23 protein-coding genes are annotated in these 25,297 nt (G+C 66.3%); all 23 read left to right on the top strand.

Translation table 11 applies throughout. The features are described from left to right. Positions 1-27: 27 nt before the first annotated feature. The 23 genes from gltA (at position 28) to purF (ending at position 25,229) form a co-directional block, all read left to right on the top strand. Entirely contained in the window at positions 28-1,329 is a 1,302-nt protein-coding gene (gltA, locus tag AC10V3_RS14560; RefSeq protein ID WP_022535984.1) for a citrate synthase, read from the top strand. A 539-nt stretch (positions 1,330-1,868) separates the two neighbouring features. After that, the gene (locus AC10V3_RS14555) at positions 1,869-2,984 is read left to right on the top strand and encodes a branched-chain amino acid ABC transporter substrate-binding protein (RefSeq protein ID WP_490922388.1); all 1,116 of its coding nucleotides are present in this window, start codon (positions 1,869-1,871) and stop codon (positions 2,982-2,984) included. An 81-nt stretch (positions 2,985-3,065) separates the two neighbouring features. After that, positions 3,066-3,992 carry a high-affinity branched-chain amino acid ABC transporter permease LivH gene (gene livH / locus AC10V3_RS14550; RefSeq protein WP_022535982.1) on the top strand — a complete coding sequence of 309 codons (927 nt, stop codon included), beginning with the start codon at positions 3,066-3,068 and terminating at the stop codon, positions 3,990-3,992. Between the two features lie 14 nt (positions 3,993-4,006). Next, on the top strand, positions 4,007-5,287 hold the full coding sequence (locus tag AC10V3_RS14545; protein ID WP_454752237.1) for a high-affinity branched-chain amino acid ABC transporter permease LivM: 1,281 nt from the start codon (positions 4,007-4,009) through the stop codon (positions 5,285-5,287). After that, positions 5,284-6,075, top strand: coding sequence for a high-affinity branched-chain amino acid ABC transporter ATP-binding protein LivG (gene livG / locus AC10V3_RS14540; RefSeq protein WP_022535980.1), 792 nt, complete (start codon positions 5,284-5,286; stop codon positions 6,073-6,075). The genes AC10V3_RS14545 and livG overlap by 4 nt, the downstream gene beginning before the upstream one ends. Then, positions 6,075-6,776: an ABC transporter ATP-binding protein gene (locus AC10V3_RS14535; protein WP_022535979.1), complete on the top strand. Its 702-nt coding sequence runs from the start codon at positions 6,075-6,077 to the stop codon at positions 6,774-6,776. The genes livG and AC10V3_RS14535 overlap by 1 nt, the downstream gene beginning before the upstream one ends. A gap of 337 nt (positions 6,777-7,113) precedes the next feature. Then, entirely contained in the window at positions 7,114-8,523 is a 1,410-nt protein-coding gene (gene leuC / locus AC10V3_RS14530; RefSeq protein ID WP_022535978.1) for a 3-isopropylmalate dehydratase large subunit, read from the top strand. A 15-nt stretch (positions 8,524-8,538) separates the two neighbouring features. Continuing rightward, on the top strand, positions 8,539-8,670 hold the full coding sequence (locus tag AC10V3_RS14525; RefSeq protein WP_022535977.1) for an entericidin A/B family lipoprotein: 132 nt from the start codon (positions 8,539-8,541) through the stop codon (positions 8,668-8,670). 11 nt (positions 8,671-8,681) lie between these two features. Further along, positions 8,682-9,332, top strand: a complete 651-nt coding sequence (gene leuD, locus AC10V3_RS14520) for a 3-isopropylmalate dehydratase small subunit (RefSeq protein ID WP_022535976.1) — start codon at positions 8,682-8,684, stop codon at positions 9,330-9,332. A gap of 31 nt (positions 9,333-9,363) precedes the next feature. After that, the gene (gene leuB / locus AC10V3_RS14515) at positions 9,364-10,431 is read left to right on the top strand and encodes a 3-isopropylmalate dehydrogenase (RefSeq protein WP_022535975.1); all 1,068 of its coding nucleotides are present in this window, start codon (positions 9,364-9,366) and stop codon (positions 10,429-10,431) included. A gap of 99 nt (positions 10,432-10,530) precedes the next feature. Continuing rightward, a complete protein-coding gene (locus AC10V3_RS14510) occupies positions 10,531-10,662 on the top strand; it encodes a hypothetical protein (protein WP_013957414.1) in 132 nt (43 codons plus the stop codon). Positions 10,663-10,752: 90 nt separating this feature from the next. After that, positions 10,753-11,889, top strand: coding sequence for an aspartate-semialdehyde dehydrogenase (asd, locus tag AC10V3_RS14505; RefSeq protein ID WP_490922386.1), 1,137 nt, complete (start codon positions 10,753-10,755; stop codon positions 11,887-11,889). Between the two features lie 277 nt (positions 11,890-12,166). Further along, positions 12,167-14,998 (top strand): motility hub landmark protein FimV, encoded by a 2,832-nt coding sequence (locus AC10V3_RS14500; RefSeq protein WP_490922384.1) that lies wholly within the window; start codon positions 12,167-12,169, stop codon positions 14,996-14,998. A 149-nt stretch (positions 14,999-15,147) separates the two neighbouring features. Then, positions 15,148-15,966, top strand: a complete 819-nt coding sequence (gene truA, locus AC10V3_RS14495) for a tRNA pseudouridine(38-40) synthase TruA (protein ID WP_490922383.1) — start codon at positions 15,148-15,150, stop codon at positions 15,964-15,966. Beyond that, positions 15,953-16,684 carry a phosphoribosylanthranilate isomerase gene (locus tag AC10V3_RS14490; RefSeq protein ID WP_490922382.1) on the top strand — a complete coding sequence of 244 codons (732 nt, stop codon included), beginning with the start codon at positions 15,953-15,955 and terminating at the stop codon, positions 16,682-16,684. Before truA ends, AC10V3_RS14490 begins: the two co-directional genes overlap by 14 nt. 126 nt (positions 16,685-16,810) lie before the next feature. Further along, positions 16,811-18,004 carry a tryptophan synthase subunit beta gene (gene trpB, locus AC10V3_RS14485; RefSeq protein WP_490922381.1) on the top strand — a complete coding sequence of 398 codons (1,194 nt, stop codon included), beginning with the start codon at positions 16,811-16,813 and terminating at the stop codon, positions 18,002-18,004. Next, entirely contained in the window at positions 18,004-18,915 is a 912-nt protein-coding gene (locus tag AC10V3_RS14480; RefSeq protein ID WP_022535969.1) for a DNA-methyltransferase, read from the top strand. Before trpB ends, AC10V3_RS14480 begins: the two co-directional genes overlap by 1 nt. Position 18,916: 1 nt before the next feature. Beyond that, positions 18,917-19,714, top strand: coding sequence for a tryptophan synthase subunit alpha (gene trpA / locus AC10V3_RS14475; RefSeq protein WP_454752235.1), 798 nt, complete (start codon positions 18,917-18,919; stop codon positions 19,712-19,714). 180 nt (positions 19,715-19,894) lie between these two features. After that, positions 19,895-20,767: an acetyl-CoA carboxylase, carboxyltransferase subunit beta gene (accD, locus tag AC10V3_RS14470; protein ID WP_490922380.1), complete on the top strand. Its 873-nt coding sequence runs from the start codon at positions 19,895-19,897 to the stop codon at positions 20,765-20,767. Between the two features lie 161 nt (positions 20,768-20,928). Then, positions 20,929-22,239 (top strand): bifunctional tetrahydrofolate synthase/dihydrofolate synthase, encoded by a 1,311-nt coding sequence (folC, locus tag AC10V3_RS14465; protein WP_454752234.1) that lies wholly within the window; start codon positions 20,929-20,931, stop codon positions 22,237-22,239. Between the two features lie 106 nt (positions 22,240-22,345). After that, a complete protein-coding gene (locus AC10V3_RS14460; RefSeq protein ID WP_022535965.1) occupies positions 22,346-23,053 on the top strand; it encodes an SPOR domain-containing protein in 708 nt (235 codons plus the stop codon). A gap of 41 nt (positions 23,054-23,094) precedes the next feature. Further along, a complete protein-coding gene (locus AC10V3_RS14455; protein WP_022535964.1) occupies positions 23,095-23,592 on the top strand; it encodes a CvpA family protein in 498 nt (165 codons plus the stop codon). 104 nt (positions 23,593-23,696) lie between these two features. Beyond that, positions 23,697-25,229 carry an amidophosphoribosyltransferase gene (gene purF / locus AC10V3_RS14450; RefSeq protein ID WP_022535963.1) on the top strand — a complete coding sequence of 511 codons (1,533 nt, stop codon included), beginning with the start codon at positions 23,697-23,699 and terminating at the stop codon, positions 25,227-25,229. The last annotated feature ends 68 nt before the right edge of the window (positions 25,230-25,297 follow it).

The following is a 25,297-nucleotide window of genomic DNA, read 5'->3' as shown; positions in this document are numbered from 1 at the left end:
TTATTCACAGCATTTGAAGGATCCGACATGACGCCGTCCGATGTGAAAGCCACGCTATCGTTCTCCGATGGTTCCCCCAGCGTTGAGCTGCCGATTTATACGGGCACCGTTGGCCCGGACGTGATCGACATTCGCAAGCTGTACGGACAAACGGGTAAGTTCACTTACGACCCCGGTTTCATGTCGACGGCTTCGTGCAATTCCAAGATCACCTATATCGACGGCGACAAGGGCGAGCTGCTGTACCGCGGCTACCCGATCGAGCAGCTGGCGCAGAAGTGCAACCACCTCGAAGTCTGCTACCTGCTGCTCAAGGGCGAGCTGCCCAACGCCAAGCAGAAGGATGAATTCGTCGGCCACGTGATGAACCACACGATGGTCCACGAGCAGCTGCAGTTCTTCATGCGCGGCTTCCGCCGCGATGCCCACCCGATGGCCGTGCTGACCGGCCTGGTGGGTGCCATGAGCGCGTTCTACCACGACGCGATGGACATCGACGATCCGCACCAGCGCGAGATCTCGGCCATCCGCCTGATCGCCAAGATGCCGACCCTGGTCGCGATGGCGTACAAGTACAACATCGGTCAGCCGTACATCTACCCGCAGAACGACCTGTCCTACTCGGGCAACCTCATGCGCATGATGTTCGGCACGCCGTGCGCCCCGTACACCGTGAACCCGGTGCTGGAGCGTGCGCTGGACCGCATCTTCATCCTGCACGCCGACCACGAGCAGAACGCGTCGACCTCGACCGTGCGCCTGGCCGGTTCGTCGGGCACCAACCCGTTCGCAGCCATCGCCGCCGGCGTGGCCTGCCTGTGGGGCCCGGCTCACGGCGGCGCCAACGAAGCCGCGCTGAAGATGCTGGAAGAGATCGGCAGCGTCGACAACATCAACGAGTTCATCAAGCAGGTCAAGGACAAGAACTCGGGCGTGCGCCTGATGGGCTTTGGCCACCGGGTGTACAAGAACTACGATCCGCGCGCCAAGCTGATGCGCGAAACCTGCCATGAAGTGCTGGAAGAGCTGGGTCTGCACAACGACCCGCTGTTCAAGCTGGCCATGGAACTGGAAAAGATCGCGCTGGAAGACGAGTACTTCGTCAGCCGCAAGCTGTACCCGAACGTCGACTTCTACTCGGGCATCGTCCAGCGCGCGCTGGGCATCCCGACCTCGCTGTTCACCTGCATCTTCGCGCTGGCCCGTACACCGGGCTGGATCTCGCAGTGGGAAGAAATGATCACCGATCCGGAATACAAGATCGGTCGTCCGCGCCAGCTGTTCAACGGCGCCGCCACCCGCGACGTGCCGGACGTGGCCAAGCGCTAAGCGCAAGGTATCCGTCCTCGCTGCGCAGTGCAGCAATTGCAAACGCCCCGGCCCGCCGGGGCGTTTGTCTTTGTGGCGCCGGCGGGCCTTGTGCGGTGCAGCGCTGGCAAGGGCAGAAAATTGCACCTCGAATGGTCTGAGGCGCAATTTGTGGAAAATTGTGTCGCGTTTTCCCAAATCCATTCCGCATTTGTTGTGCGATTCTCGCGTGCAGTAGGAAATTTGACCCTATAATGCGGGCTGCTTTGTCGACGGCAGCCGGGCCACCCTTCCGGCATGCGGTGCGGCAAGCGGGGCAGGCGAATCGCTTGCGCAATAGAGAACGCATCAACGTTGTCTTTCCGAACCTTGGTCCCCGTACCTCAGCGGGACTGACACATGCCGGGCCCCGCATACGCTGTCTCTTCTTTGCAGGCCCGTCTTCCGCGTCTCGGGCCGCTTTTCTGCCAGTCCGTCTCTGTAGTCCGCGGGTGTTGTTCGATTGCGCAGGTCATACCGTTTCTGCCCGTATGACCCAAACATAAATCGAGGAGCTCCTGATGACGCTGTCCCGTCTTACGTCCGTCTCGCTGGCCGCCATGCTGGCCACCTTTGGCGCCGCTGCCAACGCCGAAACCGTGAAGATCGCCATTGCCGGCCCGATGAGCGGCTCGGTGGCGCAGTATGGCGACATGGTCAAGGCCGGTGCGCTGACCGCGATCGAACAGATCAATGCTGCCGGCGGCGCCGGCGGCAACAAGTTCGAAGTGGTGATGATGGACGACGCCTGCGAACCCAAGCAGGCCGTTGCGGTGGCCAACAAGATCGTCAGCCAGAACATCAAGTATGTGATCGGCCATGTGTGCTCGGGCTCGACCATCCCGGCTTCGGACATCTATGAGAACGAAGGCATCGTGATGGTGACGCCGTCGGCCACGGCGCCGCAGCTGACCGAGACCAAGAAGCGCAAGTTCATCTTCCGCACCATCGGCCGCGACGACCAGCAGGGTCCGGCTGCCGCTCAGTACATCATCAACAAGGTCAAGCCGAAGAAGGTCGCCGTGCTGCACGACAAGCAGTCGTACGGCCAGGGTATCGCCAGCTCGGTGAAGAAGGACCTGGAAGCCGCCAAGATCCCGGTCGCCGTGTTCGAAGGCATCAACGCCGGCGATTCGGACTACTCCGCCGTCATCACCAAGCTCAAGTCGCAGGGCGTGGACTTCGTCTACTTCGGCGGCTACCACCCGGAAATGGGCCTGCTGCTGCGCCAGGCGCGCGAGCAGGGCGTCAAGGCCACCTTCATGGGCCCCGAAGGCGTGGGCAACAAGGACGTGACCGCGATCGCCGGCCCGTCGTCGGAAGGCATGCTGGTGACGCTGCCGGCCGACTTCTCGGCCGACCCGGCCAACGCCGCGCTGGTCAAGGCCTTCGCCGACAAGAAGCGTGACGCCAACGGTCCGTTCCAGATGCCGGCCTACGCCGCCGTCAAGATCATCGGCGACGCCATCGCCGGGGCCAAGAGCACCGACCCGACCAAGGTCGCGGCGTACATGCACAAGAACGCCTTCACCACCCCGATCGGCAAGGTCGAGTACGACGACAAGGGCGACCTGAAGTCCTTCAAGTTTGTGGTCTACACCTGGCACAAGGACGCCAGCAAGACCGCCGCCAACTAAGCAGGCGCTTCCCCCCGCACACGCCCCGCCCGTACCCCGGGGCGTTCTGGTATCGGGCTTCAAGGTCCTGAGGCTTCTTCCATGAATGAATTCCTTCCACAGTTCACCCAGCAGCTGGTCAACGGCCTGACGCTGGGTGCGATCTATGCGCTGATCGCCATCGGCTACACAATGGTCTACGGCATCATCGGCATGATCAATTTCGCGCACGGCGAGATTTACATGATCGGTGCCTACGTCGGCCTGGTCACGCTCACCGCGATCGGCGTCCAGGCAGGCTACCCCCTGCCGCTGGTGCTGGGCGCCGCATTACTGGTCTCGGTGCTGGTCACCGGAGTTTACGGTTATGCGGTCGAGCGGGTGGCATACCGGCCCCTGCGCGGCGGACCGCGGCTGGTGCCGCTGATCTCCGCCATCGGTATGTCGATCTTCCTGCAGAACTATGTCCAGATCGGGCAGGGCGCGCGCGACGTGTCCGTGCCGGTGCTGATCTCGGGCGCGATCGAGTTCCAGATGGGCGGCGACTTCACCGTGACGGTGCCGTATTCGCGCCTGCTGATCGTGTGCGTGACGCTGGTGCTGATGATCGCACTGACCATGTTCATCGGCCGTTCGCGCATGGGCCGCGCCTGCCGCGCCTGCGCCGAAGACATGCGCATGGCCAACCTGCTCGGCATCGACACCAACAAGGTGATCTCGTTCACCTTCGTGCTGGGTGCGATGCTGGCGGCGGTCGGCGGCGTGCTGATCGGGCTGACTATTGGCAAGCTCAATCCTTTCATCGGCTTCATTGCCGGCATCAAGGCCTTCACCGCGGCGGTGCTGGGCGGCATCGGCAGCATCCCGGGCGCGATGCTCGGCGGCGTGCTGCTGGGCCTGGCGGAAACCTTCGCCTCGGGCTACATGCCGGCCGAATACAAGGACGTGGTCGCGTTCAGCCTGCTGGTGCTGGTGCTGCTGTTCCGTCCGACCGGGCTGCTGGGCAAGCCTGATGTCGAAAAGGTCTGAGGGAGGGCGAGACAATGACCAACAAAATTAGCGCGATGCCTGCGGGGCAAGCCACCCGCGCGGCCGCGCCCGGGCAATCGCTGAAGAACGCGATCTTCGCGGCCGTGATGACGGCCATCCTGACGATTCCTATCCTGGGCCTGCAGCTCAAGCTGGAAGGCTACAAGGTGGTGCTCGAGCCGCACTGGCGGCCGGTGTGGATCGCCGTGGCGGCGGTGTTCCTGTTCCAGTTGTTCAAGCCGCTGCTGTCGCGTGCCGGCAGCGCCGTGCGCCTGCCGTCGGTGCCGCAGCTCGGCGCGCGCCAGCAGCGCGTGGCGGTGTGGGTGCTGCTCGCGGTCGGGCTGGTATGGCCGTTCTTCGGCTCGCGCGGCGCGGTGGACGTGGCCACGTTGGCGCTGATCTACGTGATCCTGGGGCTGGGCCTGAATATCGTGGTGGGCTATGCCGGCCTGCTCGACCTGGGCTATGTCGGCTTCTACGCGATCGGCGGCTATACCTATGCGCTGCTGAACCAGTACTTCGGGCTGGGCTTCTGGGAATGCCTGCCGATCGCCGCGGCGATGTCGGCAACCTTCGGCTTTGTGCTCGGCTTCCCGGTGTTGCGGTTGCGCGGCGACTATCTGGCGATCGTGACGCTGGGCTTTGGCGAGATCATCCGCCTGCTGGCCAACAACCTGACCAGCCTGACCGGCGGCCCGGATGGCGTCTCTGGCATCCCGAAGCCGACTGTGTTCGGCATCGAGATGGCGCGCAGCGCAAGCGTGGAGGGCGCCAAGACTTTCCATGACCTGATCGGCCTGGACTACAGCGGCCAGCATATGGTGATCTTCCTGTACCTGCTGGCGTTGCTGCTGGTGGGCTTCACGCTGTTCGTCACCAGCCGGCTGATCCGCATGCCGATGGGCCGCGCCTGGGAAGCGCTGCGCGACGACGAGATCGCGTGCCGCTCGCTGGGCCTGAACCCGACCCGCATCAAGCTGTCGGCGTTCACGCTGGGCGCATCGTTCGCCGGCATCGGCGGCGCGTTCTTCGCGGCGCGCCAGGGGCTGGTCAACCCGGAATCGTTCACCTTCATCGAGTCGGCGCTGATCCTCGCCGTGGTGGTGCTGGGCGGCATGGGCTCGCAGCTGGGCGTGATCCTGGCCGCGATCCTGCTGACCGTGCTGCCCGAAGTGGCGCGCGGCTTTGCCGAATATCGCATGCTGATCTTCGGCCTGGTGATGGTGCTGATGATGATGTGGCGTCCGCAGGGCCTGTTGCCCGCGAGCCGTCCCCACGTGGAGTTGCCGCGATGACGAGTGTGCAAAAAGCGGTGCAACAGGCAGAACTGCTCAGAGTCTCGGGCCTGCAGATGCGCTTCGGTGGTTTGCTGGCCGTCGACGGCGTTGAATTCGATGTGCGCAGCGACGAGGTCTTCGCCATCATCGGCCCGAACGGCGCCGGCAAGACCACGGTGTTCAACTGCGTGGGCGGCTTCTACAAGCCCACCGCGGGCGAGGTGACGCTTGACGGCCACGCCATTGCCGGCCTGCCCAGCCACCAGGTGGCGCGCAAGGGCCTGGTGCGGACCTTCCAGAACATCCGCCTGTTCAAGTCGCTGACGGTGGTGGAAAACCTGCTGGTGGCGCAGCACCTGCAGGTGCAGTCCGGCATCCTGCGCGGGCTGTTCGCCACGCCGGCCTACCGCCGCGCCGAGCGAGAGGCGCTGGAGCGCGCCGCGGTGTGGCTCGAGCGCATGGGCCTGACCAAGGTCGCCAACCGCGAGGCGGGCACGCTGTCGTACGGGCACCAGCGCCGGCTCGAAATCGCGCGCTGCATGATCACCAGGCCGCGCCTGCTGATGCTGGACGAGCCCGCCGCCGGCCTGAACCCGCAGGAGAAGATCGAGCTGCAGCAGCTGATCGACCAGTTGCGGCGCGAGTTCGGCATCTCGGTATTGCTGATCGAGCACGACATGAGCCTGGTGATGGGTGTGTCCGACCGCATCCTGGTGATGGAGCATGGCAAGCCGATCGTGATCGGCAAGCCGGAAGCAGTGCGCAACGACCCGCGCGTGATCAAGGCCTACCTGGGAGAGGACTGATGCTGAAGCTGGAACAGGTCCATACCCACTATGGCGCCGTCGAGGCGCTGTCGGGCGTGTCGATCGAAATCAACAAGGGGGAGATCGTCACCCTGATCGGCAGCAACGGCGCCGGCAAGACGACGCTGATGATGACCGTGTGCGGCACGCCGCGCGCTTCCAGCGGGCGCGTGCTGTTCGAGGGGCAGGACATCACCAACCGCTCGACGCACGAGATCATGCGGCTGGGCATGGCGATCTCGCCCGAGGGCCGGCGTGTGTTCCCGAGCCTGACGGTGCTGGAAAACCTGAAGATGGGCGCGTTCTTCCTCAAGCGCGACGAGATCGAGGCGGGCATCGAGCACGTGTTCAAGCTGTTCCCGCGCCTGAACCAGCGCTCGGGGCAGCGCGCCGGCACCATGTCGGGCGGCGAGCAGCAGATGCTGGCGATCGGCCGCGCGCTGATGAGCCGGCCGCGCCTGCTGCTGCTGGACGAGCCCACCCTCGGCCTGGCGCCGCTGATCATCGCGCAGATCTTCGACATCATCCGCACCATTCGTGACGAAGGCGTCACCGTGTTCCTGGTCGAGCAGAATGCCAACAAGGCACTGCAGGTCGCGGACCGGGGTTATGTGCTGGAAACCGGCAAGGTGGTGCTGGCCGATACCGGCGCCAACCTGCTGGCCAACGACCGGATCAAGGCGGCCTACCTGGGCGGCTGATCCCAAAAGGCCGTCGTCCTGCCTCGGGCAGGGCGGCGGCCTCCTCCTTTTCGTCAACGACGAAATCCCCCTTTCGCCAATCACATTACATTCCAGCCGCCGCCCGGGCCGGGCAGTGGACTGATCGCCATACCCCCTGTGGCATAATCGATTGCGAAGTCAAGCATCGCAGTAACGCTTGAAATAACGCTCGCTTCTGGCAGCTTCCGGCGCGATCATCGCCATCGTCGCCCACCGCTCGCCACCGCGACCAAAGCGAACAGAAACCCCTGCAAACTACTGCGCGGTCACCGCGGACCTCCTGCAAAGGACCGGTCCTCCGGCCCGCCATCGCATCATGGCCAAGACGCTCTACGACAAACTCTGGGATGACCACACCGTCCACGTCGAGGAAGACGGCACCACGCTGCTCTACATCGACCGTCACCTGCTGCATGAAGTGACCAGCCCGCAGGCGTTCGAAGGCCTGAAAATCGCGCAGCGTCCGGTGTGGCGTATCAGCGCGAACCTGGCCGTGTCGGACCACAACGTGCCGACCACCGACCGCAGCCAGGGCATCGCCGACCCGGTGTCGAAGCTGCAGGTCGATACGCTGGACGCCAACTGCGACAGCTACGGCATCACCCAGTTCAAGATGAACGATCACCGCCAGGGCATCGTGCACGTGATCGGGCCGGAGCAGGGCGCCACGCTGCCGGGCATGACGGTGGTGTGCGGCGACTCGCATACCAGCACGCACGGTGCCTTTGGCGCGCTGGCGCACGGCATCGGCACCTCGGAAGTCGAGCACGTGCTGGCCACGCAGACGCTGCTGGGCAAGAAGGCCAAGAACATGCTGGTCAAGGTGGAAGGGAAGCTGCCGCGCGGCTGCACCGCGAAGGACATCGTGCTGGCCGTGATCGGCAAGATCGGCACCGCCGGCGGCACCGGCTTCACCATCGAGTTTGCCGGCTCGGCCATCCGCGACCTGACCATGGAAGGCCGCATGACGGTCTGCAACATGGCCATCGAGGCGGGCGCGCGCGCCGGCCTGGTGGCGGTGGACGACGTCACGCTGGAATACGTCAAGGGCCGCCCCTATGCGCCGCAGGGCGTGGAGTGGGAGCAGGCCGTTACCTACTGGCGCACCCTGCATTCGGACGCCGGCGCCCATTTCGACCAGGTGATCGAGCTGCGTGCCGAAGACGTCCGCCCGCAGGTGACCTGGGGCACGTCGCCGGAAATGGTGATCAGCATCGAAGACCGCGTGCCGGATCCGGAGAAGGAAAAGGACCCGAGCAAGCGCAACGCGATGGAGCGCGCACTGGAATACATGGGCCTGCAGCCCAATGTGCCGGTCGAGAGCATCAATATCGACAAGGTTTTCATCGGCTCGTGCACCAACAGCCGCATCGAAGACATGCGCGCCGCCGCCTGGGTGGTGCAGAAGCTGGGCCGCAAGGTTGCTGCCAACGTGAAGCTGGCGATGGTGGTGCCGGGTTCGGGCCTGGTCAAGGAACAGGCCGAGCGCGAAGGCCTGGACAAGATCTTCAAGGCCGCCGGTTTTGAATGGCGCGAGCCGGGCTGCTCGATGTGCCTGGCCATGAACGCCGACCGCCTCGATCCGGGCGAGCGTTGCGCGTCGACCTCGAACCGCAATTTCGAAGGCCGCCAGGGCGCGGGCGGGCGCACCCACCTGGTGAGCCCCGCGATGGCAGCGGCTGCCGCCATCGAAGGCCATTTTGTCGATATCCGCAAGCTGGGCTGAAGTGGAGCACGGCATATGAAAAGGACCCTGATCGCATTGCTGGCATGCCTTGGCATGCTGCAGCTTGCCGGCTGCAATACCATGGCCGGCCTGGGCAAGGACACGCAGGCCGCCGGCAGCTCGCTCGAGCGCGCGGCGAAGAAGTAAGGAAAGAGAACATGGACAAGTTCACCGTACACAGCGGCCTCGTGGCGCCGCTTGACCGCGAGAACGTCGATACCGACGCCATCATCCCGAAGCAGTTCCTGAAGTCGATCAAGCGCACCGGCTTCGGCCCCAACCTGTTCGACGAGTGGCGCTACAAGGACGTCGGCCAGCCCGGCATGGACAACAGCAAGCGTCCGCTGAACCCGGACTTCGTGCTGAACCAGCCGCGCTACCAGGGCGCGTCGATCCTGCTGGCGCGCCGCAACTTCGGCTGCGGCAGCTCGCGCGAGCACGCACCGTGGGCGCTGACGCAATACGGCTTCCGCGCCGTGATCGCGCCCAGCTTTGCCGACATCTTCTTCAACAACTGCTACAAGAACGGCCTGTTGCCGGTGGCGCTGACCGAACTCCAGGTCGACCACCTGTTCAACGAGACCAATGCGTTCAACGGCTACAAGCTGACCATCGACCTCGACAAGCAGGTCGTGGTGACGCCGGGCGGCGAGTCGTATTCGTTCGACATTGCGCCGTTCCGCAAGTACTGCATGCTCAACGGCTTCGACGACATCGGCCTGACCCTGCGTCATGCCGACAAGATCAAGGCCTACGAGGCCGAGCGCGTGGCCAAGATGCCGTGGCTGAACAACCGCCTGGTCGGCTGAGCCCGTACCGCCATAACAAGGAAGACACAGCATGAAAATCGCAGTCCTGCCGGGTGACGGCATTGGTCCCGAAATCGTCGCGGAGGCCGTCAAGGTCCTGAACGCGCTCGACGAGAAGTTCGAACTGGAAACCGCCCCGGTGGGCGGCGCCGGCTACGAGGCCGAAGGCCACCCGCTGCCGGAGAACACGCTGAAGCTGGCCAAGGAAGCCGACGCCATCCTGTTCGGCGCCGTGGGCGACTGGAAGTACGACAGCCTGGAGCGCGCGCTGCGCCCCGAGCAGGCCATCCTGGGCCTGCGCAAGCACCTGCAGCTGTTCGCCAACTTCCGCCCGGCGATCTGCTACCCGGAACTGACCGGTGCCTCGAGCCTGAAGCCCGAGCTGGTGGCGGGCCTGGACATCCTGATCGTGCGCGAACTGAACGGCGACATCTACTTCGGCCAGCCGCGCGGCGTGCGCGAAGCGCCGGACGGGCTGTTCAAGGGCGCGCGCGAAGGCTTCGACACCATGCGCTACAGCGAGCCGGAAATCCGCCGTATCGCCCATGTGGCGTTCCAGGCCGCGGCCAAGCGCGGCAAGAAGCTGTGCAGCGTCGACAAGGCCAACGTGCTCGAGACCTTCCAGTTCTGGAAGGACATCGTGATCGAGGTCAGCAAGGAGTACCCGGAGGTCGAGCTGTCGCACATGTACGTCGACAACGCGGCCATGCAGCTGGTCAAGGCGCCGAAGAGCTTCGACGTGATCGTCACCGGCAATATGTTCGGCGACATCCTGTCGGACGAGGCCGCCATGCTGACCGGCTCGATCGGCATGCTGCCGTCGGCGTCGCTGGATGCCAACAACAAGGGCCTGTACGAGCCGTCGCACGGCTCGGCGCCGGATATCGCCGGCAAGGGCGTGGCCAATCCGCTGGCCACCATCCTGTCGGCGGCGATGATGCTGCGCTACTCGCTGAACAAGGCCGATCAGGCCGATCGCATCGAGAACGCGGTCAAGAAGGTGCTGGCCCAGGGCTACCGCACCGGCGACATCCTGACGCCCGGCTGCAAGCAGGTTGGCACCCGCGAAATGGGCGAAGCGGTGCTGGCGGCACTGTAAGTCACACGTAAAAGGGCACCGCAATCGCGGTGCCCTTGGTTTTATTTGTCCCCGATTTCCACGCTGCGGCGGCGCCGCAAAATCGTGTAGACTCTGCCGATGGCCCGATTTTCCCAGTCCACCCTGACTGCTGTTGCTGCCCTGACCGCTACCCGCGGCCCGGTAGGCACGATTTCGCTCGGCCAGACTGCAACGACGATTAAAACCATTATTAAAACCGCGATCGCCTAGATCCGTTCGTCGTGCCTGCCCGTCTTCCCCGCGCAGCCACGCCGGGCGAGGAAAATGGCGGGGAAGTAAAAATCACATCCGAGGTAAATCATGATTGTAGGTCTCGTCGGTTGGCGGGGAATGGTCGGCAGCGTCCTGATGCAGCGCATGCAGGAAGAGCGTGATTTCGACCATATCGAGCCCGTCTTCTTCAGCACGTCCAACGCCGGCGGCAAGGCGCCCGCCATGGCCAAGAACGAAACCACGCTCAAGGATGCCAACGACATCGAGGCACTGAAGAAGTGCGACGTGGTGCTGACCGCGCAGGGCGGCGACTACACCAACGAGGTCTTCCCCAAGCTGCGCGCAGCCGGCTGGAAGGGCTACTGGATCGACGCGGCGTCCTCGCTGCGCATGAAGGACGATGCCATCATCGTGCTGGATCCGGTCAACCAGGGTGTGATCAAGGACGCGCTGTCCAAGGGCGTCAAGAACTTCATCGGCGGCAACTGCACGGTCAGCTGCATGCTGATGGGCCTGGGCGGCCTGTTCCAGGCCGACCTGATCGAGTGGATGACCTCGATGACGTACCAGGCTGCCTCGGGCGGCGGCGCGCAGCATATGCGCGAGCTGCTGACCCAGTTCGGCACGCTGAACGCATCGGTCAAGCCGCTGCTGGACAACCCGGCCTCGGCCATCCTGGAAATCGACCGCACCATCCTGGCGACCCAGCACGGCCTGTCCGCCGAAGAAACCAAGCAGTTCGGCGTGCCGCTGGCCGGCAACCTGATCCCCTGGATCGACAAGGATCTGGGTAACGGCCAGTCCAAGGAAGAATGGAAGGGCGGCGCCGAGACCAACAAGATCCTGGGCCGCGGCGAAGGCTTCCTGGGTGCGACCGGCGCCACGCCGATCGCCGTGGACGGCCTGTGTGTGCGCATCGGCGCGATGCGCTGCCACTCGCAGGCGCTGACCATCAAGCTGCGCAAGGATGTGCCGCTGGATGAGATCGAAGGCATGCTGGCCGTCCATAACCCGTGGGCCAAGGTGGTGCCGAATACGCGCGAGGCCAGCATGACCGACCTGACCCCGGCTGCCGTGACCGGCACGCTGACGATCCCGGTCGGCCGCCTGCGCAAGATGCAGATGGGCGGCGAGTACCTGTCTGCCTTCACGGTCGGCGACCAGCTGCTGTGGGGCGCGGCCGAGCCGCTGCGCCGCATGCTGCGTATCCTGATCGAGTCCTGATCTTCGCTTGCCTGGTTGCGTCCGTTGCGGCCAGGCAACAGAATGGACCGCTTTACCGACAACGCCGCGCCCATGCGCGGCGTTGTTGTATCCGGGCGCCTATTTTTCCGGGCGATGCGTCACAATACGCCGGCATGCGCCCGGGCCCGCAGGGGTCAGCGCCTGTGTGCGGGCTGGTCAAGGGGTGCGTATAGAATGTCCCGCCAGCCTGCCGGACCTGGTTTATGGGGTCGGTCTGTCGATTTAATATCGCTACTAAAACATAACGGAGCATAAGGTGAGTGTGAGCCAACATCGCCGGAAAGATGCGCCTACTGCCCGTCAGCGCTGGTCAACGCTGGCCGTCACGGCACTGGGCCTGCTGCTTGCGCAGCCGGCCGCATATGCCGCGGGGTTCGGGCAATTGCGGGTTCAGTCGAATCTGGGGCAGCCGCTGCAGGCTGAGATCGACATCAGTGGGGTCACTGCCGAAGAGGCCAGCGGGCTCAGCGTCAAGCTGGCGCCACCGTCGGCCTACGCCGCGGCCGGGCTGACCTATATGCCGGCCGTCAGCAGCATGAAGCTGGACATCGAGCGCCGGCCCAACGGCAGCTACGTGGCGCGGGTCAGGTCGAGCCAGCCGATCAGCGAGCCGTTCGTCGATATCCTGATCGACATGAGCTGGGCCAGCGGCAAGGTCTCGCGCGCCTACACCTTCCTGCTTGACCCCGCCGGGGCCAAGCCCTCCAACCAGACATTCTCGCCTTCGGCGGTGGTGCCGGCCGCGACGCCAGATGCGTCGCCCGCCGCCACGCCGCAGGCTGCGGCGCCTGCCGCGCCGCAGCCGGAAGCCGCACCCGCTGCGGCCGAGGCGCCTCGTCCTGCCGCGCCCGCGCGCCCGGCCCGCCAGAGCGCGAAGCGCGCCCCGGCGCCGGCCGCCAGCACCGAGATGGCCCCCGGCGGCGGCTACACCGTGCAGCGCGGCGACACGCTCTACGCCATCGCCGGCGAAGCCGTACAGGGCCAGGAGTCGGTGTCGCTCGACCAGATGCTGGTCGCGCTCTATCGCAACAATCCCAACGCCTTTATCGGCGGCAATATGAACCGGCTGCGCAGCGGCGCGGTGCTGCAGGTGCCGACCGCGCAACAGGCGCAATCGGTCACGCCCAAGGCCGCCCGCCGCGAGGTGGTGGCGCGCACGCAGGGCTTTGATGCCTACCGCAGCCGCCTCGCCAGCGCGGCGGCAGCCAAGTCGGTCGAGCCCGACAGCGGCCGCCAGCAGTCCGGCAACGTGACCGCCCGCGTGCAGGAGCAGGCCGCACCGGCCGCCGCGCGCGACGAGCTCAAGCTGAGCAAGGCCGAGCGCGCCGGGCAAGCCGACGCGGCGGCCAAGGCCGAGGCCGCCATCGCGCGCGAGCGCCAGTTGAAGGAGGCCGAAACGCGCCTGGCGCAGCTGGAAAAGAACATCGGCGACATGCAGAAGCTGCTCGAGCTGAAGAACGCCGAGATCGCCAAGCTGAGCCAGGCCAACCAGGCCGCGCTGGCCGAGAAGGACAAGGCGGTCGCCAAGGCCGACGCCGCGGCCAGGACAGCCGAAGCGACGGCGCCGGCCGTGGTGGTCGCCCAGCCGCCGAAGGCGGATGCTGCGGCCGCACCGACGACGCCCGCGACGGCCACCAGCGCTGCAGCACCGACAACTGCCGGCGCCAGTGCCGCCGACGCCGCAGCACCTGCTGCCGTGGTGGCTGCCACTGCCGCGGCTGCCGCAGCTTCAGCGCCGGCCGCTGCCCCGGCCGGGACTACGCAGGCGGCTGCGCCCGCCTCGGCCCCGGCCGCCAAGCCGGTACCGCCGGTGGTTGCCCAGCCGCAACCGGTGCCCGAGCCTTCGTTCCTCGACGGCCTGCTCGCCAACCCGATGCTGCTGCCCGGCGGCGGCCTGCTGGTGGCGCTGCTCGGTGTCTATGCGATCTATCGCCGCCGCCAGCAGCAGAAGGCAGGCGAGGCCACCGGCTTCGGCGACAGCATCCTGTCGCAGGAAAGCACCGTGATGGCCGGCGCCAATTCGCTGTTCGGCGCGGCCGGCGGGCAGAGCGTCGATACCTCGCAGCACAGCGTGTTCGGCGCGGACTTCCGCATCGGCAACAACACGCCGGAAGCCAACGAGGTCGACCCGATCGCCGAGGCCGAGGTCTATATCGCCTATGGGCGCGATGTGCAGGCAGAGGAAATCCTGCGCGAAGCCCTGGAGAAAAACCCGGAGCAGCAGCCGGTGCGGCTCAAGCTCCTGGAGATTTACAGCAACAGACAGGATGTGGAAGGTTTCCGCGTGATTGCAGAAGAAATGTTCGCCCAGACCGGCGGACACGGTGCGGAATGGCTGAAGGCAGCAGAAATGGGGCGCGCGCTCGAACCGGGCAATGCGCTTTACCTGGCGGTAACCGCCGACGCCGCAGGCCCGGATACGGCCTCGCCGGCAACGGACCAGTGGCGCACCCAGGATCCGTCGCACGACCCGGCCTCGATCCCGAGGCTCGAGCCCTCGCTGGGCGACCTGGCGCTGCCGCTCGATGCCTTCCCGGCACCGGCGGCCGGCGATCCCATCGTCGCCCCGGCTTCCGCCGCGATGGTGTTCGGCGCTGACGCGGACCAGACCGAGACGGCGCTGCGCCTGGACGCCGGCCTGGACCTGCCGGCAAGCGGCGCCGACCCGCTGGCGGACGACATGCCGAGCCTGGACACGCCGACCCGCGGCCGACCGCTGGAGTTCGACTTGTCGGGCCTGTCGTTCGACCTGGGTGGCGGCACGCAGCAGGACGCCCGCGGCAAGGATGTTCTCGACGAGGCGACCATGCCGCTGCCGGCGACCACCATGCTGCGCGACGGCAAGCTGGCCGAGCCGATCGACCTGTCGCGCGTCTCCGCCGAAACCGGTGGCGGCGTCTCGCCCAGCACACTGTCGTCCGATGGTGTGGACGGCGGGCGCGACATGCAGATCAAGCTCGACCTGGCTCGCGCCTATATCGAGATCGGCGACAAGGAAGGGGCCCGCGAGCTGCTGCAGGAAGTGGTCGAGCAGTCGCAGGATCCGCTGCAGGCCGAGGCTCGTTCGCTGCTCCTCGAAGTGGCCTGAGCTATCATTGACGGTCCGGCCGCGGCACGCGCTGCCGCGGCACGAAGCGATGCGCCGGAAGCGTCCCTTCCGGCGCATTTGCTTTTCTGGCGGGCCGTGCGCGAATTTCACCCGTGACCGCACCCCGCCGCCTTGCCTGACCCCCTGACATGAACCGCATCGCAATCGGCCTGCACTACGACGGCGCCGCCTTTTCCGGCTGGCAGTCGCAGCCGCACCGCAACACCGTGCAGGACCACCTGGAAGTCGCCATCGAGCGCTTTGCCGGCGTACGCCTGCTGACGACCGTGGCGGGGCGTACCGATACCGGCGTGCATGCGCTGGGCCAGGTCATCCACCTGGACACCACGCTCGAGCGCGAGCCCTTCTCCTGGGTGCGCGGCGTCAACGCCTTCCTGCCGTCGTCGATCGCGCTGCAGTGGGCGCGCCCGGTCGACGAGGGCTTCCACGCCCGCTTCCTTGCGTTCGAGCGCATGTACTACTACGCGCTCTACACCGGCCCGCACCGCGTGCCGCTGGTGCACGGCCGCGCGGGCTACCAGATGCTGCCGCCGGGCCAGCGGCTCGATGTCGATGCCATGCGCGAGGCCGCCGCCTGCCTGGTCGGCGAGCACGATTTCTCGGCCTTCCGCGCCGCCGAATGCCAGGCCAAGTCGCCGGTCAAGACCATGTATGACGTCACCATCAAGGACGACGCCAACTGGGTGTTCCTGCGCTTTCGCGCCAGCGCCTTCCTGCACCATATGGTGCGCAACCTGATGGGCTGCCTGGTGGCGGTGGGACGCAAGCGCTACCCGCCGGAGTGGCTGGCGCAGGTGCTGGCCGGACGCGACCGCAAGCTGGCCGCGCCGACCTTCATGCCCGATGGCCTCTACCTGGTGGACGTCAAGTATCCTGATGCTTACCAGATCCCCGCGGCCGACACGTCCGCGAGTCTGTTCCATGGAGTCTTCGATGACGCAGCCTGAGGGCACTGCCGTGCACATGCAGCCGGCCCGCACCCGCATCAAGATCTGCGGTCTGACCCGCGAGGACGACGTGCGCGCCGCCGTGGATGCAGGCGCCGATGCGATCGGCCTGGTGTTCTACCCGAAGAGCCCGCGCTACGTCGACGTGGCCCGTGCCGCGGCGCTGGCAGAAGCCGCCGGCCCGTTCGTCGCGGTAACCGGCCTGTTCGTCAACGCCGACCTGGAAGACATCGCCCACGTGGCCGAGCGCGTACCGCTGACGCTGCTGCAGCTGCATGGCGACGAGACGCCGCAGTTCTGCACACAGGCCTCGCAGCGCTGCCGGCTGCCATTCCTGCGTGCCGCCCGTGTGCGCCAGGGGCTCGATTTGGTAGAATTCGCCGATCAATACCGTGATGCCGCTGCCTTGCTGCTCGATGCCTTCGTCGAAGGCTACGGCGGTGGCGGCCACGTCTTCGACTGGACCCTGATTCCTCCGGCATGGCTTCCGCCCACTCCTCCGGTAACTGCTCCGGCAACCGGCAACCCGAACGCAAGCGGCGCTCCTCGCATCGTTTTGAGTGGTGGGTTGAACGCGCAAAACGTCGCTGGCGCGATTGAACGCGTGCGGCCTTACGCTGTGGATGTCAGCAGCGGGGTAGAGGCCGCCAAGGGCGTGAAGGACCACGCCCGCATCGCCGCGTTCGTGCGCGCTGTCCGCAGTGCCGAGGCAGGATGAATCGGGCCCGGGTCGTATCCCGACCACCCGACCCCACTTCCTACCGCCTGTGCGGGCACCGCGCATCGCAGTCAACCAAGCGTCCTTGCCATATGAGGCAAGGCCGCTGTTCCGAAGAGCCTAGACATGTACGACCTGCCCGATTCCCGTGGCCATTTCGGCCCCTATGGCGGCACCTTCGTTTCCGAGACGCTGGTCCACGCGCTGGATGAGCTGCGTGAAGCCTATGCGCACTACCAGAAGGACCCCGAGTTCGATGCCGAATTCCGCCGTGAGCTGAAGCATTTCGTCGGCCGCCCGTCGCCGATCTACCACGCGCAGCGCTGGAGCGAAACGCTCGGCGGCGCGCAGATCTACTTCAAGCGCGAAGACCTGAACCACACCGGCGCGCACAAGATCAACAACGTCATCGGCCAGGCGCTGCTGGCCAAGCGCATGGGCAAGCCGCGCGTGATCGCCGAGACCGGGGCAGGGCAGCATGGCGTGGCCACTGCCACCATCGCCGCGCGCTTCGGCATGGAGTGCGTGGTCTACATGGGCGCCGAGGACGTGCGCCGCCAGGCCGCCAACGTCTACCGCATGAAGCTGCTGGGCGCGACCGTGGTGCCGGTGGAAAGCGGCTCGCGCACGCTCAAGGACGCGCTCAACGAGGCCATGCGCGACTGGGTCACGAACGTCGAGACCACCTTCTACATCATCGGCACCGTGGCCGGTCCGCACCCGTACCCGATGATGGTGCGCGACTTCCAGTGCGTGATCGGCGAGGAAGCCAAGGTGCAGATGCCGGAGATGACGGGGCGCCAGCCGGATGCCGTGATCGCCTGCGTCGGCGGCGGCTCCAATGCGATGGGCATCTTCTACCCCTATATCGAGCACCAGGACGTGCAGCTGATCGGCGTCGAAGCCGCCGGCGACGGCCTGGACACCGGCCGCCACGCCGCCGCGCTGATCGGCGGCACGCCTGGTGTGCTGCACGGCAACCGCACCTACCTGCTGCAGGACGCCAACGGCCAGATCATCGAGACGCATTCGGTGTCGGCCGGCCTGGACTACCCCGGCGTCGGTCCCGAGCACGCCTGGCTCAAGGACAGCGGCCGTGCGCAGTACATGCCGATCACAGATGAGGAAGCACTCAAGGCCTTCCACGACTGCTGTCGCATCGAGGGCATCATCCCGGCATTGGAATCCAGTCACGCCATCGCCTATGCCTGCAAGCTGGCGCCCACGCTGCCCAAGGACAAGCTGCTGCTGGTGAACCTGTCCGGCCGCGGCGACAAGGACATGCACACCGTGGCCGAACGCGCGGGGCTCAAGCTCTGATGCGCGCGCTGCCTCATACCGCCGGACTGGCCGTGGGCGGGGCGGATGCCCTGCCTGCGCATCCCGAAGCGCCGCCGCTGCAGCTGTTCCAGGAAGACATGTTCGAGGGCATTGCCCGACTGCCGGACGGCTCGGTCGACCTGATCGTCGCCGACCCGCCCTACGGGCTGGGCAAGGACTACGGCAACGACTCGGACCTGTTGTCGGGCCAGGCCTACCTGGACTGGTCCGAGCGCTGGATGGACGCGGTCGTGCCCAAGCTCGCGCCCAAGGGCACGCTCTACCTGTTCTGCACCTGGCAGTATTCGCCGGAGCTGTTCGTGATGCTCAAGCGGCGCCTGACGATGATCAACGAGATCATCTGGGACCGCCGCGTGCCCAGCATGGGCGGCACCACGCGCAAGTTCTCGTCGGTGCACGACAACATCGGCTTCTTCGCCCGCGCGCGCGACTACTACTTCGATCTCGACCCGGTCCGCATTCCCTACGACCCCGAGACCAAGAAGGCGCGCAGCCGCCCGCGTTTCGAGGGCAAGAAGTGGCTGGAGGTGGGCTACAACCCGAAGGACCTGTGGAGCATCTCGCGCATCCACCGCCAGGATCCGGAGCGTGCCAACCACCCGACGCAGAAGCCGCTGGAGATCGTCGAGCGCATGGTGCTGTCGAGCTGCCCGCCGGGCGGCCTGGTGCTGGACCCGTTCGCCGGCAGCGGCACCACCGCGGTGGCCTGCCTGCGCCACGGCCGGCGCTTTGTCGGCTACGAGATCAACCCGGAATACGTGCAGGTGGCGTGCGAACGCGTGTCAGCCGCCGCGCTAGCGATGCCGGCCATCGAGCCCGACGCCACCCCAACCCTGGCCGCCGCCAACGACGATGCCTCGCCGGCGTCGCGGCCTCACCTGATTCCCTGATATGTCCCGTATCCAGAAGACGTTCGCGGCGCTGGCCGCGCAGCAGAAGAAGGGCCTGATTCCGTTTATCACCGCCGGCGATCCCGAGCCCGGCCTGACCGTGGCGCTGATGCATGCGCTGGTGGCCGGCGGCGCCGACGTGATCGAGCTGGGTGTGCCGTTCTCCGACCCGATGGCCGACGGCCCGGTGATCCAGCGCGCCTCGGAGCGCGCGCTGGCGCAGGGCGTGTCGCTGAGGCAGGTGCTGCAATGGGTGCGCGAATTCCGCCAGACCAACGCCGACACCCCGGTGGTGCTGATGGGCTACGCCAACCCGATCGAGCGCATGGGCGAGCAGGCCTTTGCCGCGGCCGCGCGCGAGGCCGGCGTGGACGGCGTGCTGGTGGTCGACTATCCGCCCGAGGAGTGTGAATCGTTCGCCAGGCTGATGCGCGACAACGGCATGGATCCGATCTTCCTGCTGGCGCCGACTTCGACCGACGCGCGCATCGAAGCGGTGGCCCGCGTGGCCAGCGGCTATCTTTACTACGTGTCGCTCAAGGGCGTGACCGGCTCGGCCGCGATCGACCTGGACAGCGTGGCGGCGCGCCTGCCGCTGATCAAGCAGCACGCCAACCTGCCAGTCGGTGTAGGCTTCGGCATCCGCGACGCGCAGACTGCGCGCGCGATCGGCAGTGTGGCCGATGCCGTGGTGATTGGCAGCCGCCTGGTGCAGTTGCTGGAAGACACGCCGCGCGAGCAGGCGGTGGCAACGCTGCAGGCGTTTATCGCCGAGATCCGCCAGGCGCTGGACAGCTGAAGTGTTGTAATCCCGGCCCGAGGGCTGCTGAGAAGTGATTCGCCGTCCGCAATCGGCGTGTTCCGCTTAGAGGTCACCGGGCCGGCGTGGTAAATTCGCGGGTTGATTCCCTGCCATCTGCCGAGATGCGTCCCGTAAAGGGGTTTGCCGGCGGACTGCAGCTATCCGAAAGGAGCTTTCATGAGCTGGTTGGATAAACTCCTGCCTCCCAAGATTCAACAGACCGACCCCCGTACCCGCAAGGGCATCCCGGAGGGGTTGTGGGTCAAGTGCCCGTCGTGCGAGTCCACCCTGTACCGGACCGACGTCGAGGCCAACCTGCACGTCTGCCCGAAATGCGACCACCACATGCGCATCAACGCGCGTGCACGCCTGGACGCACTGCTGGACGCCGAAGGCCGCTATGAGATCGGCCAGGAGATCGTGCCGGTCGACGCCCTCAAGTTCAAGGACTCCAAGAAGTACCCGGACCGCATCAAGGCGGCCATGGACGAGACCGGCGAGACCGACGCCATGGTGGTGATGGGCGGTGCCATCCACACCATCCCGGTGGTGGTGAGCTGCTTCGAGTTCGAGTTCATGGGTGGTTCGATGGGCTCCGTGGTGGGCGAGCGCTTCGTGCGCGGCGCGCAGGCCGCGCTGGAGCAGAAGGTGCCGTTTATCTGCTTTACCGCCACCGGCGGCGCGCGCATGCAGGAAAGCCTGCTGTCGCTGCTGCAGATGGCCAAGACCACCGCCATGCTGAACCAGCTGAGCGCGGCCAAGCTGCCGTTCATCAGCGTGCTGACCGACCCGACCATGGGTGGCGTGTCGGCCAGCTTCGCCTTCCTGGGCGATGTGGTGATCGCCGAGCCCAAGGCGCTGATCGGCTTTGCCGGGCCGCGCGTGATCGAACAGACTGTGCGCGAGAAGCTGCCCGAAGGCTTCCAGCGCTCGGAGTTCCTGATTCAGAAGGGCGCCATCGACATGATCATCGACCGCCGCAAGCTGCGTGCGGAACTGGCGCAGCTGCTGGCGCTGCTGCAGAAGCAGCCCGCCGACGCGGTGGCATAACGCCACCTGCATGGCAGCAAGGAGGGCGCGGGTGGTTGACGCGCCTTTCGCATTTCTTGGCCGCCTTGTTGGCCCGTTTTTCCTGTCGGCGCCGTACCTGCCCTTGACTTTGCGGGCCCCTGGCCGAATCTGGTAGCAATAGCTTTCCTCGCACCCCGTACATGCCTGTCTTCCACACGCTCCCCGAATGGCTCGCCCATCTCGAAACCGCCCATCCCGTGGGTATCGACATGGGCCTGACGCGCATCACGCGCGTGAAAGAGGCCCTCGGGCTGCGCATCGACGCGGTGGTGTTCACCGTGGGCGGCACCAACGGCAAGGGTTCCACCTGCGCGATGCTCGAACGCATCCTGCTGGAGGCCGGCTACAAGGTCGGCTGCCATACCTCGCCGCACCTGATCTCGTTCAATGAGCGCGCGCGCATCAACGGCGAAATGGCCACCGATGCGCAGCTGCTGCCGCATTTCGAGGCGGTCGAGCGCGCGCGCAACAGCTTTGCCGATCCCATCAGCCTGACGTACTTCGAGTTCACCACGCTGGCGATCATCCACGCCTTCGCCGCGGCCGGGCTGGACGCGATCATCCTGGAAGTGGGACTGGGCGGGCGGCTTGATGCGGTCAATGTGATCGACACTGACTGCGCCATCATCACCAGCGTCGATATCGACCACACCCAGTACCTGGGCAATACCCGCGAGGAAATCGGCTTCGAGAAGGCCGGCATCTTCCGCCCGGGCGTGCCGGCGATCTGCGGCGATCCGATGCCGCCCAAGTCGCTGGTGGCGCACGCCGAGGCCATCGGCGCCGAGCTGTGGCTGATGGGCCGTGATTTCCATTTCCAGGCCGCCAAGGGCCAGGAGCGCCAGCAATGGGACTGGAGCGGCGGCGACCGCAAGCTCAACGGGCTGGGCTACCCGGCGCTGCGCGGCGCCAACCAGCTGTTGAATGCCGCCGCGGCGCTAGCGGCGCTGCAGGCCATGCGCCCGCGCCTGCCGGTGAGCGCACAGGAGGTGCGCAACGGACTCGCCTTCGTCGAACTGCCGGGACGCTTCCAGGTGCTGCCAGGACGGCCCGCGGTGATCCTCGACGTGGCGCACAATCCGCATGCGGCCGCAACGCTGGGGCAGAACCTGGAGAACATGGGCTTCTTCCGCTATACCTACGCGGTGTTCGGCGCGATGCAGGACAAGGATATCGCCGGGGTGCTGCAGCACGTGGCCGACAAGGTGGACCACTGGTGCCTGTGCGACCTGCCGACCGAGCGCGCCGCCAGCGCGGCCGACGTGCTGGCGAAGCTGGAGGCTGGCGGTTTCCGCCCCGGACCGGACGCCACCGCGGCCTGCTTTTCCAGCCCGGAGGCGGCATTCCGCGACGCCATCGAGCGAGCCACCGAGAATGATAGAATTCTGGTCTTCGGATCGTTCTATACCGTTGCCGGCGTGATGGCCTACCGGGCCACGCAGGCGAACTGAGGCGCCAGGCCATCCTGCGCTGAAGGACCAACCCCGGCGGTCATGGGCGCTCCCTGAGCGGCAAACGCAACGACCGGCCCCCATGGCCGTCGCACCGAACCAATTTATGGGCCTGCTTTCGCTGTTTTCTTCCCGCAAGGGCAACGACCCGGCACCAGAGCGTGCGCGGCGCCAGCGCACCGACCCGGGTGCAGGCATAGCCTCGTCGCGCCGCCTGGCCGAGGAATATGCCGACGATACGCTCGACCCTGAATTCCCGCATAAGCAGCGCGCACGCCGCCGCCTGATCGGCGCCGTGGTGCTGGTGGTGGCTGCCGTGATCGTGCTGCCCATCGTGTTCGAGACCAAGCCGCGGCCGGTGTCCGATGATGTCTCGGTAAAGGTAGCCAACGGCGTGTCGCAGAAGCCCCGCGTGGAGCCGCGCAAGGCCGATCCGCTGCCGCCCGCCCCGGCGGGGCGCAATGATGCCGCGGCGCTGGATGCCGGCGAGGAAATCGTCAGCGCGCCGCAGAAGCCCGCGGCCACTGCAGCCGCGGACAAGCCTGCACAGAAGGCCGAGGCCAAGGCGGAAGCCAGGCAGGGCAGCGGCAAGTACCTGATCCTGATCGGCGCCTTCTCCTCCGAAGAGCGGGCGAAGAACTGGCTGGCCAGGCTCAAGGCGAGCAAGGTGCCGGCTTACGTCGAAAAGAAAGTGCTGGCCGATGGCGAGCGCATCCTGCTGCGTGCCGGTCCCTTCAGCGACCGCGAAGCCGCCGACGCCGCCGACAAGCGCGTGCGCGCGGTGGGCCTGACCTCGCGGGTCGTGGAACAGTAAAGGGCCAGCGCGGCCGGTGCCTGGCGCGGCCGCAAGCAACGATGCAGCCGACTTTCTTCGATTACGCCGTGGTCTTCATCCTGCTCGCCTCCGCCATGCTGGGCGTGCTGCGCGGCCTGGTGCGCGAGGTGCTGTCGCTGATCGGCTGGGTGGTGGCGTTCTGGGTGGCGTTCCGTTACGGCGCGGTGGCCGCGGGCTGGATGCCCGAGTCGCTGCCCGGCGGCGAACTGGCCCGCCATGCGCTGGCCTTCGTGGTGCTGCTGATCGGCACCGTGCTCGGGGCCTCGCTGGCCGGCATGGTGGTCGGCCAGCTGCTGGAGAGCACCGGGCTCAAGCCGGCCGACCGCGGGCTCGGGCTGGTATTTGGATTGATGCGCGGCGCGCTGCTGGTGATGGTGATGGTCACGCTGGCCAGCCTCACCAAGCTGCCGGAAGAACCGTTCTGGCGCGACGCGGTAAGCCGCCCTTATGTGATGCAGGCCATGGATTCCGTCAAGCCATGGCTGCCGCCGGAGCTGGCGAAGTACGTCAAGACATGAAGCCGGGCATGGTGCCCGGTCGGTAGTACGCAGGCCTTTGGGTCCGGGGGATTTCCGGACCAGGCTGCGCCCCCTGATTCAAAGCCTTTCCTGGGAGCTTGGCAATGTGCGGTATCGTCGGTGTGGTTTCAGCCACGCCTGTCAACCAATTGATTTACGACAGCCTGCTGTTGTTGCAGCATCGCGGACAGGATGCTGCCGGCATCGCCACCGCCAACGGCAGTACCTTCCACATGCACAAGGCCAACGGCCTGGTGCGCGATGTCTTCCGTACCCGCAATATGCGCGGCCTGCCGGGTGCCGCCGGCATCGGCCAGGTGCGCTACCCGACCGCCGGCTCGGCGTCGAGCGAGGAAGAAGCGCAGCCGTTCTACGTCAACGCGCCGTACGGCGTGATCCTGGCGCATAACGGCAACCTGACCAACTGGCAGCAGCTGCGCGAAGAGATGTTCCGCCGCGACCGTCGCCACATCAACACGCACTCCGATACCGAAGTGCTGCTGAACGTGCTGGCCGACGAACTGCAGCGTGCCAGCAGCGGCATGGCGCTGGACCCGGACACCATCTTCACGGCAGTGAGCGGCCTGCACCGCCGCGTGCGCGGCTCGTATGCGATCGCCGCGCAGATCGCCGGCTATGGCATGCTGGCCGTGCGCGACCCGTTCGGCATCCGCCCGCTGTGCCTGGGCAGCATCGAGACCCCGACCGGCAAGGAATGGATGGTGGCGTCGGAGTCGGTGGCGCTGGAAGGCATCGGCTACAGGCTCGAGCGCGACGTGGCGCCGGGCGAGGCGATCTTCATCGACCTGGACGGCAAGCTCTACAGCAAGCAGTGCGCCGACAATCCGGTGCTGACGTCGTGCATTTTCGAGTATGTCTACCTGGCCCGTCCGGATTCGTGCATCGACGGCGTGCCGGTGTACGACGCGCGCCTGCGCATGGGCGACTACCTGGCCGAGAAGATCCGCGAGGAAGTGTCGGCCGGCGACATCGACGTGGTGATGCCGATCCCCGATTCCAGCCGCCCGGCTGCGATGCAGGTGGCCAACCGCCTGGGCGTGAACTACCGCGAAGGCTTCTTCAAGAACCGCTACGTCGGCCGCACCTTCATCATGCCCGGCCAGGCTGTGCGCAAGAAGTCGGTGCGCCAGAAGCTCAACGCCATGGGCGTCGAGTTCAAGGGCAAGAACGTGCTGATCGTCGACGACTCGATCGTGCGCGGCACGACCTCGTTCGAGATCGTGCAGATGGCGCGCGACGCCGGCGCCAACAAGGTGATCTTCGCCTCGGCCGCGCCGCCGGTGAAGTTTCCCAACGTGTACGGCATCGACATGCCGACCCGCAGCGAACTGGTGGCGCATGGCCGCACGCACGAGGAGATCGCGAAGATCATCGGCGCGGACAAGCTGGTGTACCAGGACGTGGAAGCGATGAAGCAGGCGGTGCGCGACATCAATCCGGCGCTGCGGGACTTCGACGCGTCGTGCTTCGATGGCCGCTATATCACCGGCGATATCGACGAGGCCTACCTGGACCGCCTGGAAACGGCGCGCAGCCTGGCCGACCGCGAAGGCACCAACGGCGACGGTGGCGAGCGCTCGCAACTGCACCTGCAGCGCTCCGGCGGCAACGAGTAAGCTGCGCCGCCGCTGTCCGCGCGTTGACGAATGCGGAGCCCGGCCGTAACATGGCCGGGCGTCGATTT

The sequence above is a fragment of the Cupriavidus sp. PB-02 genome, assembly GCF_058252315.1.
Note: the sequence above shows the minus strand (reverse complement) of the source record. Positions and strands in the feature narration are given on the sequence as shown.